Source organism: Flavobacterium aquiphilum (genome assembly GCF_027111335.1).
In the GTDB taxonomy this organism is placed as follows: domain Bacteria; phylum Bacteroidota; class Bacteroidia; order Flavobacteriales; family Flavobacteriaceae; genus Flavobacterium; species Flavobacterium aquiphilum.
The window spans coordinates 2,703,525-2,718,689 of record NZ_CP114288.1 but is presented as its reverse complement, the minus strand read 5'-3'; the positions used below and the strand labels follow the sequence as shown (position 1 = coordinate 2,718,689).

16 protein-coding genes are annotated in these 15,165 nt (G+C 33.5%); 4 read left to right on the top strand and 12 right to left on the bottom strand.

Features of this window, described 5'->3' with window-relative positions:
• Position 1: 1 nt before the first annotated feature.
• Positions 2-598: a 3'-5' exonuclease gene (locus tag OZP12_RS11210; RefSeq protein WP_281225070.1), complete on the top strand. Its 597-nt coding sequence runs from the start codon at positions 2-4 to the stop codon at positions 596-598.
• Here OZP12_RS11210 and OZP12_RS11205 read toward each other — a convergent pair whose 3' ends face one another.
• Genes OZP12_RS11205 through OZP12_RS11175 form a run of 7 tightly spaced genes read right to left on the bottom strand, consistent with a single transcriptional unit; the run spans position 599 to position 6,125 of the window.
• The gene (locus tag OZP12_RS11205) at positions 599-1,087 is read right to left on the bottom strand and encodes a 4'-phosphopantetheinyl transferase family protein (RefSeq protein WP_281225069.1); all 489 of its coding nucleotides are present in this window, start codon (positions 1,085-1,087) and stop codon (positions 599-601) included.
• A complete protein-coding gene (locus OZP12_RS11200) occupies positions 1,084-1,338 on the bottom strand; it encodes a phosphopantetheine-binding protein (protein ID WP_281225068.1) in 255 nt (84 codons plus the stop codon). Before OZP12_RS11200 ends, OZP12_RS11205 begins: the two co-directional genes overlap by 4 nt.
• 48 nt (positions 1,339-1,386) lie before the next feature.
• Positions 1,387-2,661, bottom strand: a complete 1,275-nt coding sequence (locus tag OZP12_RS11195; protein WP_281225067.1) for a beta-ketoacyl-[acyl-carrier-protein] synthase family protein — start codon at positions 2,659-2,661, stop codon at positions 1,387-1,389.
• Positions 2,662-2,676: 15 nt separating this feature from the next.
• The gene (locus OZP12_RS11190; protein ID WP_281225066.1) at positions 2,677-3,105 is read right to left on the bottom strand and encodes a 3-hydroxyacyl-ACP dehydratase FabZ family protein; all 429 of its coding nucleotides are present in this window, start codon (positions 3,103-3,105) and stop codon (positions 2,677-2,679) included.
• Between the two features lie 41 nt (positions 3,106-3,146).
• The gene (locus OZP12_RS11185; RefSeq protein WP_281225065.1) at positions 3,147-4,199 is read right to left on the bottom strand and encodes a type III polyketide synthase; all 1,053 of its coding nucleotides are present in this window, start codon (positions 4,197-4,199) and stop codon (positions 3,147-3,149) included.
• A 44-nt stretch (positions 4,200-4,243) separates the two neighbouring features.
• Positions 4,244-4,954 carry a methyltransferase domain-containing protein gene (locus tag OZP12_RS11180; protein ID WP_281225064.1) on the bottom strand — a complete coding sequence of 237 codons (711 nt, stop codon included), beginning with the start codon at positions 4,952-4,954 and terminating at the stop codon, positions 4,244-4,246.
• A 40-nt stretch (positions 4,955-4,994) separates the two neighbouring features.
• Positions 4,995-6,125, bottom strand: coding sequence for an NAD(P)/FAD-dependent oxidoreductase (locus tag OZP12_RS11175; protein WP_281225063.1), 1,131 nt, complete (start codon positions 6,123-6,125; stop codon positions 4,995-4,997).
• A gap of 165 nt (positions 6,126-6,290) precedes the next feature.
• Between OZP12_RS11175 and dnaX the strand changes: the two genes are divergently transcribed.
• The 3 genes from dnaX (at position 6,291) to OZP12_RS11160 (ending at position 8,702) form a co-directional block, all read left to right on the top strand.
• Positions 6,291-7,376 (top strand): DNA polymerase III subunit gamma/tau, encoded by a 1,086-nt coding sequence (dnaX, locus tag OZP12_RS11170; protein ID WP_281225062.1) that lies wholly within the window; start codon positions 6,291-6,293, stop codon positions 7,374-7,376.
• Entirely contained in the window at positions 7,313-8,035 is a 723-nt protein-coding gene (locus OZP12_RS11165) for a DNA polymerase III subunit gamma/tau (protein WP_281225061.1), read from the top strand. Before dnaX ends, OZP12_RS11165 begins: the two co-directional genes overlap by 64 nt.
• Positions 8,036-8,144: 109 nt before the next feature.
• Positions 8,145-8,702, top strand: a complete 558-nt coding sequence (locus tag OZP12_RS11160; RefSeq protein WP_281225060.1) for an acetate uptake transporter — start codon at positions 8,145-8,147, stop codon at positions 8,700-8,702.
• Between the two features lie 207 nt (positions 8,703-8,909).
• Here OZP12_RS11160 and OZP12_RS11155 read toward each other — a convergent pair whose 3' ends face one another.
• The 5 genes from OZP12_RS11155 to OZP12_RS11135 form a co-directional block, all read right to left on the bottom strand.
• Positions 8,910-9,953 (bottom strand): o-succinylbenzoate synthase, encoded by a 1,044-nt coding sequence (locus tag OZP12_RS11155; RefSeq protein ID WP_281225058.1) that lies wholly within the window; start codon positions 9,951-9,953, stop codon positions 8,910-8,912.
• Positions 9,954-10,048: 95 nt separating this feature from the next.
• Positions 10,049-11,851, bottom strand: coding sequence for a DUF4365 domain-containing protein (locus tag OZP12_RS11150; RefSeq protein WP_281225057.1), 1,803 nt, complete (start codon positions 11,849-11,851; stop codon positions 10,049-10,051).
• A 40-nt stretch (positions 11,852-11,891) separates the two neighbouring features.
• Positions 11,892-13,094: a tetratricopeptide repeat protein gene (locus OZP12_RS11145; protein ID WP_281225055.1), complete on the bottom strand. Its 1,203-nt coding sequence runs from the start codon at positions 13,092-13,094 to the stop codon at positions 11,892-11,894.
• Positions 13,095-13,366: 272 nt separating this feature from the next.
• Complete coding sequence (locus OZP12_RS11140; RefSeq protein WP_281225054.1) at positions 13,367-14,044, bottom strand: metal-dependent hydrolase; 678 nt, start codon at positions 14,042-14,044, stop codon at positions 13,367-13,369.
• Between the two features lie 121 nt (positions 14,045-14,165).
• Positions 14,166-15,128 carry a 1,4-dihydroxy-2-naphthoate polyprenyltransferase gene (locus tag OZP12_RS11135; RefSeq protein ID WP_281225052.1) on the bottom strand — a complete coding sequence of 321 codons (963 nt, stop codon included), beginning with the start codon at positions 15,126-15,128 and terminating at the stop codon, positions 14,166-14,168.
• Between the last annotated feature and the right edge of the window lie 37 nt (positions 15,129-15,165).

The following is a 15,165-nucleotide window of genomic DNA, read 5'->3' as shown; positions in this document are numbered from 1 at the left end:
AATGCTGGATTGGCTGAAAAATATAAATAAAGAATACCCTGATTTTTGGAAAACTTATCTTTCTAAGTTTGAACAAAAATCAAAACGATATGTTGTTTTCACAACAGAAACTTCGGGATTGAGCCCAGAACATGATGTTATTTTATCAATTGGTTCCTTTGCCATTGTAAATAACAAAATCCTTATCGGCGACAGTTTCGAATCTATTTTACTGCAATACAAATATTTTCATGACAATGGATTGTCAAATGAATTTATATTGGAAAGCAAAATGAAAAAATTGAGCGAACCTGAAGCCATTCGTTCTTTTATTGAATATATCGGGAATGCTGTTTTGATTGGACATCATGTAGATTTTGACGTCGACATGATAAACAGTGCACTGGCAAGATTGGATTGTGGACGATTAAAAAACGAAGCTTTAGATATCGACGTAATGTATAGAAAACTTGTAGACATCAACGATAAACAATTCTCGCTTGACGAATTGTCGGAGATCTTTAAACTACCTAAAAGCTATAGAAAATCACCTTCTGAAGATGCTTATACTATTGCGTTATTATTTTTAAAACTAAAAAACAGATTAGGAATCAAATAATCACTGAATTGTTATCGCTCTCTGAAAACGACCGTGATGAGTAATAGAGACGGGAATTACTGTATTTGAAGAACTATTCAAAATAAACGGAATTCCATTCTCTTTTTTTACATTTTCCAAAGAATCCAAAGCTTTTATTTTATCAAAAATCGGAATTTGAGTAACAGCAATTGTATAAATATATTCTGCTGAAACTTGTGTTTGAGTATGAAAAACAAATCCTTCGACAGAAACGATTCCTGATTTTTCATTCTCATAATGGCACTGTAATTTTTGCGGAAAATACTCCCTAATCCCAGTGATTCGATTATAGATTTTATACGCTGCCTCTTTCCTGCTCCATAAATTCCAAACCATTAGCTCTGGCTTGTAATAATTTAGAATCAAGCATTGCTCATCTGGAGAAAAAATTTTATCCAAAAAACCTTTTCTTTTCCAATTACTTTCTTTAAGGGCTAAATCAAGATCAACTATATCATTTCCAATCATTTTTTCACCAATTCATCTTCAATGATTCCGATAGCCGATTTTACAGTGACCATTTTTTTCATTGTCTCATTATCGATCATGATATCGAATTTCTCTTCAATATCTAATATAACATCAACCAAATTTGCCGAATTTATTTTCAAATCATTTACAAAATCAGTTTCTTCTGAAATTGCATCAAAAGCTTCCTGATTTTGAATATAAGGCTTTACTATACTTTTTAACTGTTCTAATGTTGCTTCTCTATCCATAAAAGTTATTTTATTTTGTTAAACTAAATATATTAAGGCTTACAAATACTAAGTTGTTATTTTCTTAAAGACCACACACCCATTTACATCTCCAAATCCAAAACTGGCTTTCAAAATAATTTTCAAATCTTTTTCAATCATTTTTTGTGGAATTCTGGACGAATCAATGATTTCAGTAATTTCTCGGTGCAAATCTTCACAATTTCGGTTTGGAAAAACAAATCCATGATACAATTGCAAAACGCTCGCCACACTTTCTATACTTCCTGCAGCCGACAAACAATGCCCTATCATAGATTTTAACGAATTGATGTAAGGAAAATTGTCTCCTTTTCTATTCAAAGCTAAACTCCAATTCAAAATTTCAAGACTATCTTTTGAAGTCGCGGTAAGATGTCCATTAATAGCATCTACATCTTGAGATGCAATTCCGGCGTTTTTCACTGCATTCTGAATACATTTTTGGACAGCAAGAGGATTAGGAGCAGTCAATGAACCTGATCCTCTTTGACCTCCTGAATTTAAATTACCTCCTAAAACTTCAGCATAAATTCTAGCTCCTCTCGCTAATGCCATTTCCAAATCTTCCAGAACCATCGCACCGGCACCACTCGCAGGTACAAAGCCCGAAGCACTTTCAGACATAGGTCTCGATCCCGTTTCAGGTAAATCATTAGATTTAGAATTACAAACCCTCATAGCATCAAATCCTCCCCAAACATAAGGTCCCGAATCACTCGTACTTCCCGCAAGAATTCTTTTGGCTTGCCCCGATTTTATTCGGTCATACGCCATAAGAATGCTTTCCGTTCCAGTTGTACAAGCAGAAGAATTGGTTGTTACCAAATTTCCTAACCCTAATTTCCCGGCCAAATAGGCACTTACGCCACTATTCATGGTCTGAATTACCGTAGTACTACCCAAACTCCTGACTTTTAATTCATCAATTTTATAAATACTCTCCCGAAATTTATCAATTCCCGAAGTACCTGCACCAAAAACAGTTCCGCTGTCCCAATCAGGTTCGTCAAGTTTTTCAATTGACAAACCAGCATCTTTCCAAGCGTCAATTCCAGCAATAACTCCATATAAAATACCAGTTGCGTTAAAATTCTTAAGTTCAAGTTCCGAAAAATATTGAGATGCCAATTCAGAAGAAACATTGGGCATTCCGGCAATCTGACAAGAAAATTTCAATCTTTCCAATTCCTCAAAATGCCTAATTCCAGAAATTCCGTTTTTTATCGAATGTAAAAATGCATCAAGTCCCACCCCATTTGGAGCAACCACACCTAAACCAGTAATAACAACGCGGTTCTTCATTTGCTATATACGACTTTAAACAATCATTCCTGAAATTGTTCCGTTGCAAACTATTTCTCCATTTTGGTTTTTCATGCTTACTTCACATTTTAATTTCCCAAATCTAAAATAGTTTTTTTTCGAAACCACTATTACTTTTTCGTTAGGATAAACAGCTTTTAAAAATTCAATATTAGTTGATGTTAAAGCAATTAATGGTTTTAATTTAATATTTTCATTTAACAAAAACACACCCAAACAAACCACTCCAATCTGCGCCATAACCTCAGTCAAAATCACCCCTGGCGTAACAGGGTTATCTTTAAAATGACCTTTATAGAAATCCAGATTTTCATCAAAAGTAAATTCCCCCTCTACTCCATTTTCATCAATTTTGATAATTTCATCCACAAATAGAAATGGCTTTGAATACGGTAATTTTGAAATTATATCTGCTTTTTCCATTAACTCTTCAAAATATAAAACCCAACAAACTCATTAATATTCTAAAACTGCAACAAAACCCTTTGAGCTGAAAACCCGGGCCCAAAACTCAACATTAATCCTTTTGAGCCTTTCTCTGGTTTTTTATCCATAAATCGCTCTAAAACATACAATACAGTCGCACTAGACATATTTCCATAAAGCTTCAAAACTTCTTTGGTATCACCTATATCTTTTCCATGCTCAAAAAAAAGATCTTCAACAATCTGAACTATTTTTTTTCCTCCGGGATGGAAAATCAAATGATCTATTTCCTCTATTCCCAAATTATTCTTTTTCAAAAACGGATGAATGATATCTCCAAAATGAGAAGTTATAGTTTCAGGCACCTCGATATCCAAAATCATTTGCAAACCAGAATTGGTGAGTTTAAACCCCATCATGTGGATATTGTCATAGAAATGATACATCTCATCAGCTAAAATTTCAGGCCCTTCCTCATCTTCCACCGACGAAAGCAAAATACAAGCCGCACCATCACCAAAAATTGCTGCGCTCACAATATTTGCCATCGAAAAATCATCCAGTTGAAACGTAGCAGTCGGGCTTTCTATTGCGATAACAGCTGCTTTTTTACCCGGATTAGCCTGGAGAAAATTCTTAGCATAAATAATTCCCGAAATTCCTGCTGCACAACCCATTTCAGTAACCGGTAACCTTACTATATCCTGCTTCAGTTTCAAACTATTAATCAAATAAGCATCAAGCGATGGAATCATAATCCCAGTACAGCTGACAGTGATTATATAATCCAAATCCTCAGGTAACCAATTTGCTTTTTTTAAAGCTTTACTCAGGACTTTTTCCCCTAAATCAATTACTTCCCGAATATAAATATCATTCTTTTCTTCAAATGAGGTCTTTTCAAAAACCCCAATCGGATCCATAATCGAATAGCGTTTATCAACTCCGGCTCCTTCAAATATTTTTTTTACTTTTCGAATAAAACGTTCATCTTGACCTTCCAGCCAAATATCCAAAAATGGAAGAATTTCTTCAGTAGTCCTAGAAAAACTAGGCAATTGCTTAGCAACACATTTTATTTTTACACTCATTTATTTTCGTTTGGGGATATTTAAGAACTAAAACTAACATTAAATTATTTTTCAACGATCCATTGGTAACGAAAAGCCCATTTCCATTGAACACTGTATTTTTTAAAACTTAATTTCTTTGAAAAAGCAATCAATTCTTCCTTTTTGAATCCTCTCAAAATCGAAACCAAACCATCCTTTTTAGCCATTCCGTTCATTCGAAAAACAAAACAAAGCATCTGAAACAATCGATAAGCCACCACATTTCGATGTAAATCATTTACAACAAAACCAAGTCTTGAATTTCTATTGAACAACGCCAACAATTTAAAAATTTCTTCATTTTTAAAATGATGTAACGTTAAAGTACAAAGAACAATATCATACTTTACTTCATTAAAAGATTCGTCAAAAATATCCTCACACCGATAACTAATATTTGAATATTTTTCAGATAAACCTGCCGCATAATTTATTGTAAAAGCATTGGCATCTACACCAATCAATTTTAGATTCCAATTATTTCGAATACCTAAATCGGCCAATCTCCGCAACATATCACCATTACCACAACCTACATCAACGATAGTAATCAATTTTGAAGATCGCTCTTTTTCAAGCATTTTTTCAACACCTCTTATAGTTAATCGATTTCCTCCAAGAAGCTGATTTATTCTGGCAATTTTATCCAATGTTTGTATCAAAACATCACCTTTTAAATCAAAATTATCCATTATTTCAGGATCATCTGTTCTATGTCTCGTATTTACAAGCACTACTTTGATTGTTTCAAATTAAATTTAGTTGACTTTTTAACTATTCAATGAAAATTGGTTTTCCATGAGTTTGCTTGATTATTATTGGCATTAAAAATGGTAATTTAATCAATATTTCCATCAAAACAGCAGAAAGTTTTGTTTTTTGCAATAAAAAAGACAAAACACGTCCAATTCTTAACCTTTTTTTAAAATTGACATTCCATTCTGCAATATACATTCGCTCCAATTCTTCTCTTGTTTTTATTTTACCGGTGTAGAAATCACCAATCAATTCAGAAACAATTTTCGCACTGTGAATAGCCATTGCCATCCCGTTACCGCACAACGGATGAATCAAGCCTGCTGTATCGCCAATCATCAAAATATGGTTTTCCACCGTTGCCTTTTTATCAAAAGAAACCTGACTAATCGTCAATGGAGCCTCAAAAAGCATTTTACTTGTTTCAAAAATCAATTTCAAATATGGGTTCTTACTTATAATTTGATTCTGAAATTCCTCAATGTTTTTATATTTTTTAAACGAATCATATTTAGTCAAATAACAGATATTAATTGTATTATTTTCTACTTTTGAAACGCCACAATATCCTCCTTCAAAATTATGCAAACCCACTAAATCACTAGGAAAAACACCTGAATAATGCGCTTTTACTGCTAACCAATGCGACTTTTTTTGAACAAAATCTCTTTTTAACTTCTGATCAATATTAGATCGTTTACCAAAAGCTCCTATAATAATCTCCGAAACAAAATCCTTATTATTCGAAGTTTTCACTGTAAAAATATTATCTTCAAAAATGACATCATCCACAGTATCGTGAATAATTTCACAACCATTTTCAATCGCTTTTTTACACAAAAAAGCATCCAAAACAAACCTACTAACACCAAATCCACCAAGCGGCAAATTACAGTTTATTGTTTTTCCGTCAACTGTCGAAAAATCTAATTTTGTGATATGAGTGGGATTTAACTCTGAGATATCTAACGAAAGCCAATTGAAATAAGGCAAGATTTCATTTGATATATATTCTCCACAAACTTTATGTTTGGGATATTCGTTTTTTTCGATCACAATGACTTTTAATCCAATTTTGGACAAATGAATTGCCGCGGTCAGTCCGGCCAATCCTCCTCCAACAATGATAACCGTTTTAGCAACATTCATAGAAAGTCATTTTTAAAAGATTGGATTTCAAAACAATTGTGAAAGTACACAAATGTTACCTGAAAACCCAATTCAAACCTGTTTTTAAAGAAAATTAAACCTATGAAAAATTTAATTGTTTTTTGAATTTTCTAGTCCTATATTTGCTTTCGAATAAAAAAATCTATGGAACAATTTGTAGTATCAGCACGTAAATACCGCCCTCAAACATTTAAAGATGTTGTGGGACAAAAAGCGATTACAAACACTTTGCTCAACGCCATAGAAAACAATCATTTAGCCTCGGCGCTTTTATTCACAGGACCTCGTGGAGTTGGAAAAACAACCTGCGCCCGTATTTTGGCACGAAAAATCAACCAGCCGGGATACGATGACCCTAATGAAGATTTTGCATTCAATGTATTTGAACTTGATGCGGCTTCCAACAATTCCGTTGACGATATCCGAAATCTGATAGACCAAGTTCGTATTCCTCCGCAAACCGGACAATACAAAGTATATATCATTGACGAGGTGCACATGTTGTCATCGGCCGCTTTCAATGCTTTTTTGAAAACATTGGAAGAACCACCAAAGCACGCCATTTTCATATTGGCAACCACCGAAAAACACAAAATCATCCCAACGATATTATCGCGTTGTCAAATATTTGATTTCAAAAGAATTACCGTAAAAGATGCGAAAGAACATCTTGCCGATGTAGCTTCTAGCCAAGGGGTTTCATATGAAGACGATGCGTTGCACATCATTGCTCAAAAAGCAGATGGCGCTATGCGCGATGCTTTGTCAATTTTTGACAGAGTAGTTTCTTTTTGTGGAAATAACTTAACCCGTCAAGCCGTAACCGAAAATCTGAATGTTTTGGATTACGAAACTTACGTTACCGTTACCGATTTAATCCTTGAAAATAAAATCCCTGATTTACTATTGATTTTCAACGATATTCTTGCAAAAGGTTTCGACAGCCACCATTTTGTTTCCGGATTGGCAACCCATTTCAGAGATTTGTTGGTATGCAAAACACCAGCCACACTTGTCTTACTTGAAATTGGTGAACAAGCTCAAAAAATGTATGGTATTCAGGCGCAAAAATGTCCTCAGGACTTTCTATTAAAAGGAATCGACATCGCCAATGACTGTGATTTAAAATACAAAGCCAGTCAAAACCAAAGATTACTTGTTGAACTTTGCCTAATGCAGCTTGCCTCCATCACTTACGATGGAGAAAAAAAAAAGTTGAGCAATTTATAATTCCACCTACTCATTTCAGAAGAAATGATTATTCCATTGTTGATGTTGCCAAAAACAATAATAATGACAGAGGCGATCAAAACATCAATATCAGTACTGAAAAACCTGAGGTTACAAAACCAACTGTTGTCACCGAGGAAAAACCAAAAATTACACCTCCTACAGTTCCTAGTTCTACAGACAATGAACCTAAATTTTCAGCTTTATCACTTTCCAGTATTCGCGCTAAAAAGTCTTTGGAAGAAAACATAAAAGGATTCGTCAAAAAAGAAGACAACACTGTTCTGCCAACAGAACCTTTTACTGAAACAGAAATGCTTTTGCAATGGACAAAATACGCCCAGCGCTTAGGCAGCAAAGGATATAAAATCATCGAGTCCCTGCTTTTGATCAATGACCCGAAACTGGATGGAACAAAAATTTCCTTTGAATTACCTAATGAGGGATCAAAAATTGAATTTGAAGGCGAAATGATTGGTCTTTTAGGGCATTTACGTGGACATTTACACAATCACGACATTACGATCGAAGTAATCGTAAACGAAAGCATCGAAATAAGAAGAACTTTCACAGATCAGGATCGCTACAATAGGCTTTTGGAAATCAACCCAAACATTGAATTATTAAGAACAACTTTTGGTTTGGATGTAAACGCTTAAAAAATCAAATCTTCATGTAGTTATTTCGTAATAAATGTTATTTTTACACCTGTAAGCATTTTATTTATAGTGCAAATTTTAACTTTACTAACTATTAAAAAATCAGAAAATGGAGAACAAAATTGCTAATCCAGCACCTTTAGGCCTTTTAGGCTTTGGAATGACAACAATTCTATTAAACATTCACAATTTGGGATTTTTCCCTGTAAGTGCCGCCATCATATCAATGGGAATTTTCTACGGAGGATTGGCACAAATAATAGCTGGAATATTGTCATACAAAAACGGAAAAACATTTGCTGGTACAGCTTTCACTTCTTACGGTTTCTTTTGGCTTACTTTGGTTGGTATTTGGCTTTTACCAAACACTGGATTTGAAATGGCAGGTACAACTCCAGCACCATTTTTCGGATGCTACTTAACACTTTGGGGAACTTTCACAGCATTTATGTGGTGGGGAACTTGGGGAGGCAGCAAAGTACAACAATTTGTATTTTTATCTTTGACTATTTTATTTTTCGTATTAGCTATAGAGAAATTTACCGGTATCGAATCTTTAGCCACTGTTGCTGGAGGAATTGGTGTAATTTGCGGAAGCAGCGCCTTTTACCTAGCAGTAGCTGAACTTTTAGAAGAAGTAAAAAACAAAAAAGTATTACCTTATTAATCAAACAATACCGTATAACATAGAAAAGGTTCGAAACATAATTTCGAACCTTTTCTATTTTCAAGCATTACTGAACTCCATTTTTTATTTGGGCGAGTCCCTCCTCGCAACTTCGGGTCGTGCTGTCCGCTCCCGCTTCCCGATAAAAAATCGGGAGAGCTCCACTTCCATCACTCTCGCAAAAAAACAATTAAGCTCAGTATTCAATTAAAACTGAGAAATATCCAAATCCCAGTCCAACTCTCTCCTATACCACAATTGACCTTTAGAAACCAGTAAAGGACAATCAAAATTATTAGTATACAATGCTCCGGTGCCTAATCCTTGAGGCATTGGATTATTAAGTGTAAAAGTCCATTGAGTGATAGCATTTAGTCCAATATTGCTTTCCAAAGCAGAAGTAATCCACCAACCTATATTATGCTTTTCAGCCAAAGTAATCCACTCCTGCGTACCTCTAAATCCACCTACAAAACTTGGTTTCAAAATAATGTATTGAGGTTTGATTTTAAGCAATAATTCTTCTTTATCAACAACCGAAAACACACCAATCAACTCTTCATCCAAAGCTATAGGAAAAGGTGTGATTTCACACAGCTCTGACATACTGTCAGTATTGTTTTTCCTGATCGGTTGTTCAATGCTATGTAATTTAAAACCAGATAATTGATTCAACTTAAATAAAGCTTCATTTAAACCAAAAGCTCCATTTGCATCAACCCTGATTTCAACTTGTTCCGGAGTAAAATTTTCTCTAATAAAGCGCAATAATTGCAGTTCTTTATCAAAATCAATGGCACCAATTTTGAGTTTTATACATCGAAATCCATCCGCTAATTTCTCCTCGATTTGCTGCTTCATAAAAGCCTCCTCTCCCATCCAAACCAACCCATTTATTTCAATCGATTTTGTGCCATTTGTAAAGTCGGAGGGAAAAAGTAAAAAAGGTGTTTCACTAGACAAAGAAAGAAAAGCCATTTCGATTCCGAACTGTATAGACGGAAATTCCAAAAGCGCTTCCCAAAGTTGATCTTTCCCAAGATGAATATTGTCACAAGTCCATTTTAATTTTTCCTCATAATCAGGTCGATCGTCAGCGCTCAAACCTCTTAGGATCCCGCACTCACCTATTCCTCTTTTACCGTCTTCTTCAAGAACAATAAACCAAGTTTCCTTTTCATTCAAAACACCACGAGAAGTCCCGGATGGACGTTTGAAATTGAGAATGTATTTATGGTAGAATGCGATCATAATCTAGATTTTTGTAATTGTAAACAAATTAGTTCCTATTTTGGGATTTATCAAATCATCATAAATACAAAAGGTATCAAATCAATTCTTTATAGCTATTGACTCTCAATATTTTCAAATCCAATTTCTCCTGCTATATGTAAAATCTCATAGGTATCTTTAAGAACTATTTTATCTTTTCTATTGGTTGGTAAAATCGAATTGAAAATTTCAACAATATCCTTTTCATATCTTATATAAGAATCTTTTGAAGATTCAAATATTTCTGGAGTCCAAGAAATTATTAATTCATAAATTGGAATTTCCCACATAGAATCATCTTTAATCCCAAATTCTATATGGAAATCCTTTATACTAAGTGGAATAATATCTTTTAATCGTTTTTCAATATTTTCAATTTTACTTGGATGAATCATTTGGAATCTTGATACTTGAATCATTCTTTCGCTTAAAATCAATGGAAAACCAGAAATATATTCGATTTCAGTTATCATTACATTTTTATAATCTTTTTTTGAATAGACATTTAATGCGTTATTAATGTATTCTGGAATTTCTTTTTTATACTCTTCTCCGGGTAAAAGTTCGATTAAATCATTCTTGATTAATTTATTTTTAACGCTTCCACTTTCAAAACTATCCCAATCCATTGGCATGCTGTACATTCCAATAAAAGGCTCAAACAATACTGTTGTTATTGCAATAATACTTTTATTTTCTTTTTCTTCAATAATCTGTATTTTCAATTCTAAATCAATGATTAAATCGTATATCAGTTTTATATCTTCATTTAAACATTCCCAAAATACAATTTGGCCTTTTATATTGTTATCATGGATTTTATCCATCATTTTTATAGTTTGAGTAATTTCATGAGTTCCAAAAAATTGCATAGAAATATCTTTTTTTGGACATACAAAATGAAAAAAATCCCAACTTCTCGCTCTTCTACTATTTTGTGATATAAATTTATCTGGCATTATAAAGTTAAATTCAAAGTCATTAACAATTTTTGAATCGATTTTAGAATATGAAGTCCAATAAGTTATTTCATTCGACCATGAAGAATTTGTTGACTGAATTTTTATAGGGCTTATAATAAACGAAATCCATTCGTCATCTCTAATCTCATATTCAAATTTTGATAATTTTGATTTTAATTTATTTAAAAAATCATTAATATCAGTATTTGAAGATTGTAATTTTATAAAAGTTAAAATATTAGTAGGTTCAATTTTTCTCAAAACTGAGATCCATGAAGGTAATAATTCAATTAAATTACCTGATATTTTTAGTTTTAATTCAGTTTCCTTATATAAAAAATTTGAAAAATTGTGAAATGGAATTATTTTATAGTTTGGCATTAAAACTGGAAGAATTTCACATTCAATATGTGATTCATCTAGGCGTTGAATTTTTCTATAGAAATTTTTAACTTCATCCAATATTAACTGTTTTGACGATAAATCAAATTTATTTTCTTTTGATATGTGAATTGACGGTTTTTCTTTTTCTAATTTGGAAGGTTTTTGAAGAATTTGATTTACAGGATTACACCAATAACATTCATCAGATTCTTCTTCATATACAATTAAAAACACAGGAAAAAAACTTGTTAGCCATGCTCTTAAACTATTTGAATCAATAGAAACACTATAATTTCCATTTTTTAACTCCTTTACATATTCACTATCTTTTTTTGTAGATTTAACTTGACATCTTAAATGATAATTTGTACGTGAGTTATCAATGAAGATATTACAATCAATATCTTCTCCAAAATCACTTTTAATTATATCTGCCGTCCATTTATATTTTCGCAAAATTAATTGTACAGTTGTTTCTCCAATATCTCCCAGACTTTGTGAATCAGTTTGGATAGGTCTACTGTTTTTCATTTTACGTTTTTTTTTAAATTACAAAGACTAACTATATCCACTATTCTCTAATCAATTTCAAAACCCTCTCAAAATCCTCATTCTTAATTCCAGCTTTTTGGAAAGCTTTAAAATCGTCTTCGGTTTTTTGAATCCAACTCAAACTGTCGGTTACGTTTTGGTTTTGGTATTTCTTGTAGATTTTTTTGGCTTCTTTATAATTATCGTTCAGTAAGTAGGCGTGAGCTAAATTTAATTGAACCAATAACTCGGTATTATCAAGCTTTTCTCCATCCTGAAGGTATTTCAAAGCCTTTCCGTATTGTTTAGTCAAAAGATAACAACTACCAATTGAGCTATAATCCAAAACCGTTCCTTTGCCATCATTTATAATTATGCCTAATTTCGCAATTGCATCGCCATATTTGCCCTTTTTTATCAAAAGTGATGCTTCTTTACGTAAATCAGAATAAACCACGTTAGAAGTGCTCGTTTCGCCAAAACAAGAATCTCCAGCATCCTTAAAAGCCTTAGAACGCTCTACAGTCAATAATTTTTGAAACTCCTGAAATTTATACTTGGCTTGGATTTTATCCAAAACGCATACGCAAAAATTATCCGAATTGGTCATTTTCTGAGCCAAATTGGATGTTTTGCATTGATCAATTATCGTTTTTCGGTTATCCAAACTCCATCCTCGACTTAATTTTTTGTCAATCCACGGTACGACTTCCAAAACTATTTTTTGCTTCATGATCCAGTTTTTGCTTTCAAAACCAAACCACAACGCGGTTGAATTTCCGTTCAAACAACTAGATTTATCTACAGAGAGGCGTTTAGCGTCTTTACTCACAGGCTCGTCCTGAACCAAACAAGATTCTTGTGTCTTACCTGATTCTTTATACTCTGAAGCTAATTTATCGGAAGAGAAAATGGCATAGGTGCATTTGTCATCACCTGATATTTTAGACAATACAAAAACAGCTCCCGCCGACCCCTGACTGATCCCTGTTGGATCAGACATTGATTTTAAAACCGAAACCAAACTGTTTGCCATTTGCTGATTTTCATCCAAAAGAGTGATTCTATAGACAATTTCGGTGGTTCCCAAAGGCAAATCCTCAGTTTTGATGACGATTCGGTCTCTTGCCGAAACATTGATTTCTTTGGTGGTGGAACGGTCTTTATCCCAATAACCGTCTTGTTGTGCAAATGTATTTGTTGCAAAAAGAAATGTTATGAATAAAAGTAATTTTTTGGTCATTATGGAAAAAAGATTAAGAGATTCTAAGTTTCTAAAATTCTGAGATCCTATGATAAACTTTATATGACTATCCGTTAATAATACCAACCCAAAATTTTGTCGGTTTATTAAAAAACAAAAGTTTTTACTCTTAAAACCATTAATTAAGGTTCATTAAGCCTAGAAACTTAATTTTCTTAATATCTTAATGGTTAAAAATATATTACTTTTTTTGATCCGCTTTGCGGACGTCATAAAACTTTAAACTTAGAATCTTAGAAACTTTCAAACATTTATAATTCAATAAAACTGCCAATTTCTAGCAACATCAAGTCTTTTCCTTTATCAAAAAACTTCTTGATGGCTTGCTCATGATTGATTTCGATATACCCAAATGTGTCGTAGTGACAACCCAGAATCTTATCACATTCAACAAAATCAGAGGCAATTATAGCATCATCTACATCCATCGTGAAATTACCTCCGATTGGAAAAATAGCCAAATCGAGTTTGGTTCGCATCGGTATTAATTTCATGTCCATCGTAAGGGCTGTATCTCCAGAAATATAGATGTTTTTATGCTCTCCCTCGATTACAAAACCGCCGGGATTCCCACCGTAAGTTCCGTCAGGGAAGGAACTCGAGTGGATGGCACTTACATATTTCAGCTTACCAAAGTCGAAATTCCAGCTACCACCGTGGTTCATAGGATGAGACTGTAATCCCTTTGCACCGTAGTAAGTCGCTATTTCATAATTGGAAACAATTAAAGCTCCTGTTCTTTTCGCAATAGCTTCAACATCGACAACGTGATCGCCGTGAGCGTGAGTCAACAAAATAAAGTCCGCTTTCAAGCTATTAATATCAATATGAGACGCTTTTGGATTGGCCGTAATAAAAGGATCCACAAGTATATGTTTGCCACTGACTTCAATTCCCAAAGCGGAGTGGCCGTAGAAAGTTATTTTCATTTTTAATATCTTTTTAAAATCATTAGTAATTAGTGAAAAGTGATTAGTGAAAAGTAATTAGTGATTAGGTTTGAAAAGTCATTTAGCTAACAACTAATTACTTTTCACTAATCACTAAAAATCATCTTCCTCCCAAGAAAACATTCACTATAATATCCGAAATCAAAGAAATCATGCAAATTGACAATAATATTGACAGTAAAAAAGTACTCAATGCCACTTTCTTCAATTCGGGATCAAGCAACTTTGGATCTTGGTTTTTATGAACCGTTTTTAAATGTTTTACCAACGGAATATAAGCCAATAAAAACAAGTATTGGTCAAAATGAAAATCGCTCAATATCGCAAAAACAACCACCGAAAGCATTGCAGTAACAATTAGAAAATAATGGTATTTTTTGGCCGCTTCGGCACCAATTTTTACAACAACCGTATTTTTTCCAGATTTGGCATCCGATTCCTGATCACGCATATTGTTTAAATTCAAAACGCCAACACTCAATAATCCAATAGCAACAGCCGGTAAAATAAGTACCGCATCCAATTGCTTTGAATACAAAAAATTAACTCCCAAAGTACTTACCAATCCAAAGAATACAAAGACAAAAATATCTCCGTATCCACGATACCCGTAAGCTGAAGTTCCCACAGTATAACGAATTGCAGAAGCAATTGCCATAATCCCCAAAACCAAATAAAACAAGGAATACACTAGATTACTCTCTCCAAAAGCCACATAAATCAAGAATATTGCAGAACATAATGTAAGCACAGAGGTAATCACCAAAGCTCTTTTCATAGCCTGTGGAGTAATCACCCCACTCTGAATGGCGCGTTTTGGCCCCACCCTATCTTCATTATCAGTTCCTTTAACGCCGTCACCATAATCATTGGCAAAATTAGAAAGTATCTGTAAGCCCAAAGTTGTCAATAATGCAAATGCAAATATTTCCCAATTGAAAACTTCAGTTGGAGTGAGTACATTCTCTGTTGGGTTTGCCAATGCATACATACTTCCCACAATAATTCCGGAAACGGATAATGGTAATGTTCTTAATCTTGCTGCTTCAATCCAGTGTTTCATTTTTGTCTTTTAATTATTTTAAGAGTTTAAAAAAGTT

Coding starts and splice junctions, on each gene's coding strand:
- OZP12_RS11185 (WP_281225065.1), bottom strand. CDS start 4,199: ATGAGTGTAAAAATAAAATGTGTTGCTAAGCAATTGCCTAGTTTTTCT.
- dnaX (WP_281225062.1), top strand. CDS start 6,291: ATGGAACAATTTGTAGTATCAGCACGTAAATACCGCCCTCAAACATTT.
- OZP12_RS11150 (WP_281225057.1), bottom strand. CDS start 11,851: ATGAAAAACAGTAGACCTATCCAAACTGATTCACAAAGTCTGGGAGAT.
- OZP12_RS11175 (WP_281225063.1), bottom strand. CDS start 6,125: ATGAATGTTGCTAAAACGGTTATCATTGTTGGAGGAGGATTGGCCGGA.
- OZP12_RS11145 (WP_281225055.1), bottom strand. CDS start 13,094: ATGACCAAAAAATTACTTTTATTCATAACATTTCTTTTTGCAACAAAT.
- OZP12_RS11135 (WP_281225052.1), bottom strand. CDS start 15,128: ATGAAACACTGGATTGAAGCAGCAAGATTAAGAACATTACCATTATCC.
- OZP12_RS11155 (WP_281225058.1), bottom strand. CDS start 9,953: ATGATCGCATTCTACCATAAATACATTCTCAATTTCAAACGTCCATCC.
- OZP12_RS11190 (WP_281225066.1), bottom strand. CDS start 3,105: ATGGAAAAAGCAGATATAATTTCAAAATTACCGTATTCAAAGCCATTT.
- OZP12_RS11195 (WP_281225067.1), bottom strand. CDS start 2,661: ATGAAGAACCGCGTTGTTATTACTGGTTTAGGTGTGGTTGCTCCAAAT.
- OZP12_RS11210 (WP_281225070.1), top strand. CDS start 2: ATGCTGGATTGGCTGAAAAATATAAATAAAGAATACCCTGATTTTTGG.
- OZP12_RS11160 (WP_281225060.1), top strand. CDS start 8,145: ATGGAGAACAAAATTGCTAATCCAGCACCTTTAGGCCTTTTAGGCTTT.
- OZP12_RS11200 (WP_281225068.1), bottom strand. CDS start 1,338: ATGGATAGAGAAGCAACATTAGAACAGTTAAAAAGTATAGTAAAGCCT.
- OZP12_RS11140 (WP_281225054.1), bottom strand. CDS start 14,044: ATGAAAATAACTTTCTACGGCCACTCCGCTTTGGGAATTGAAGTCAGT.
- OZP12_RS11205 (WP_281225069.1), bottom strand. CDS start 1,087: ATGATTGGAAATGATATAGTTGATCTTGATTTAGCCCTTAAAGAAAGT.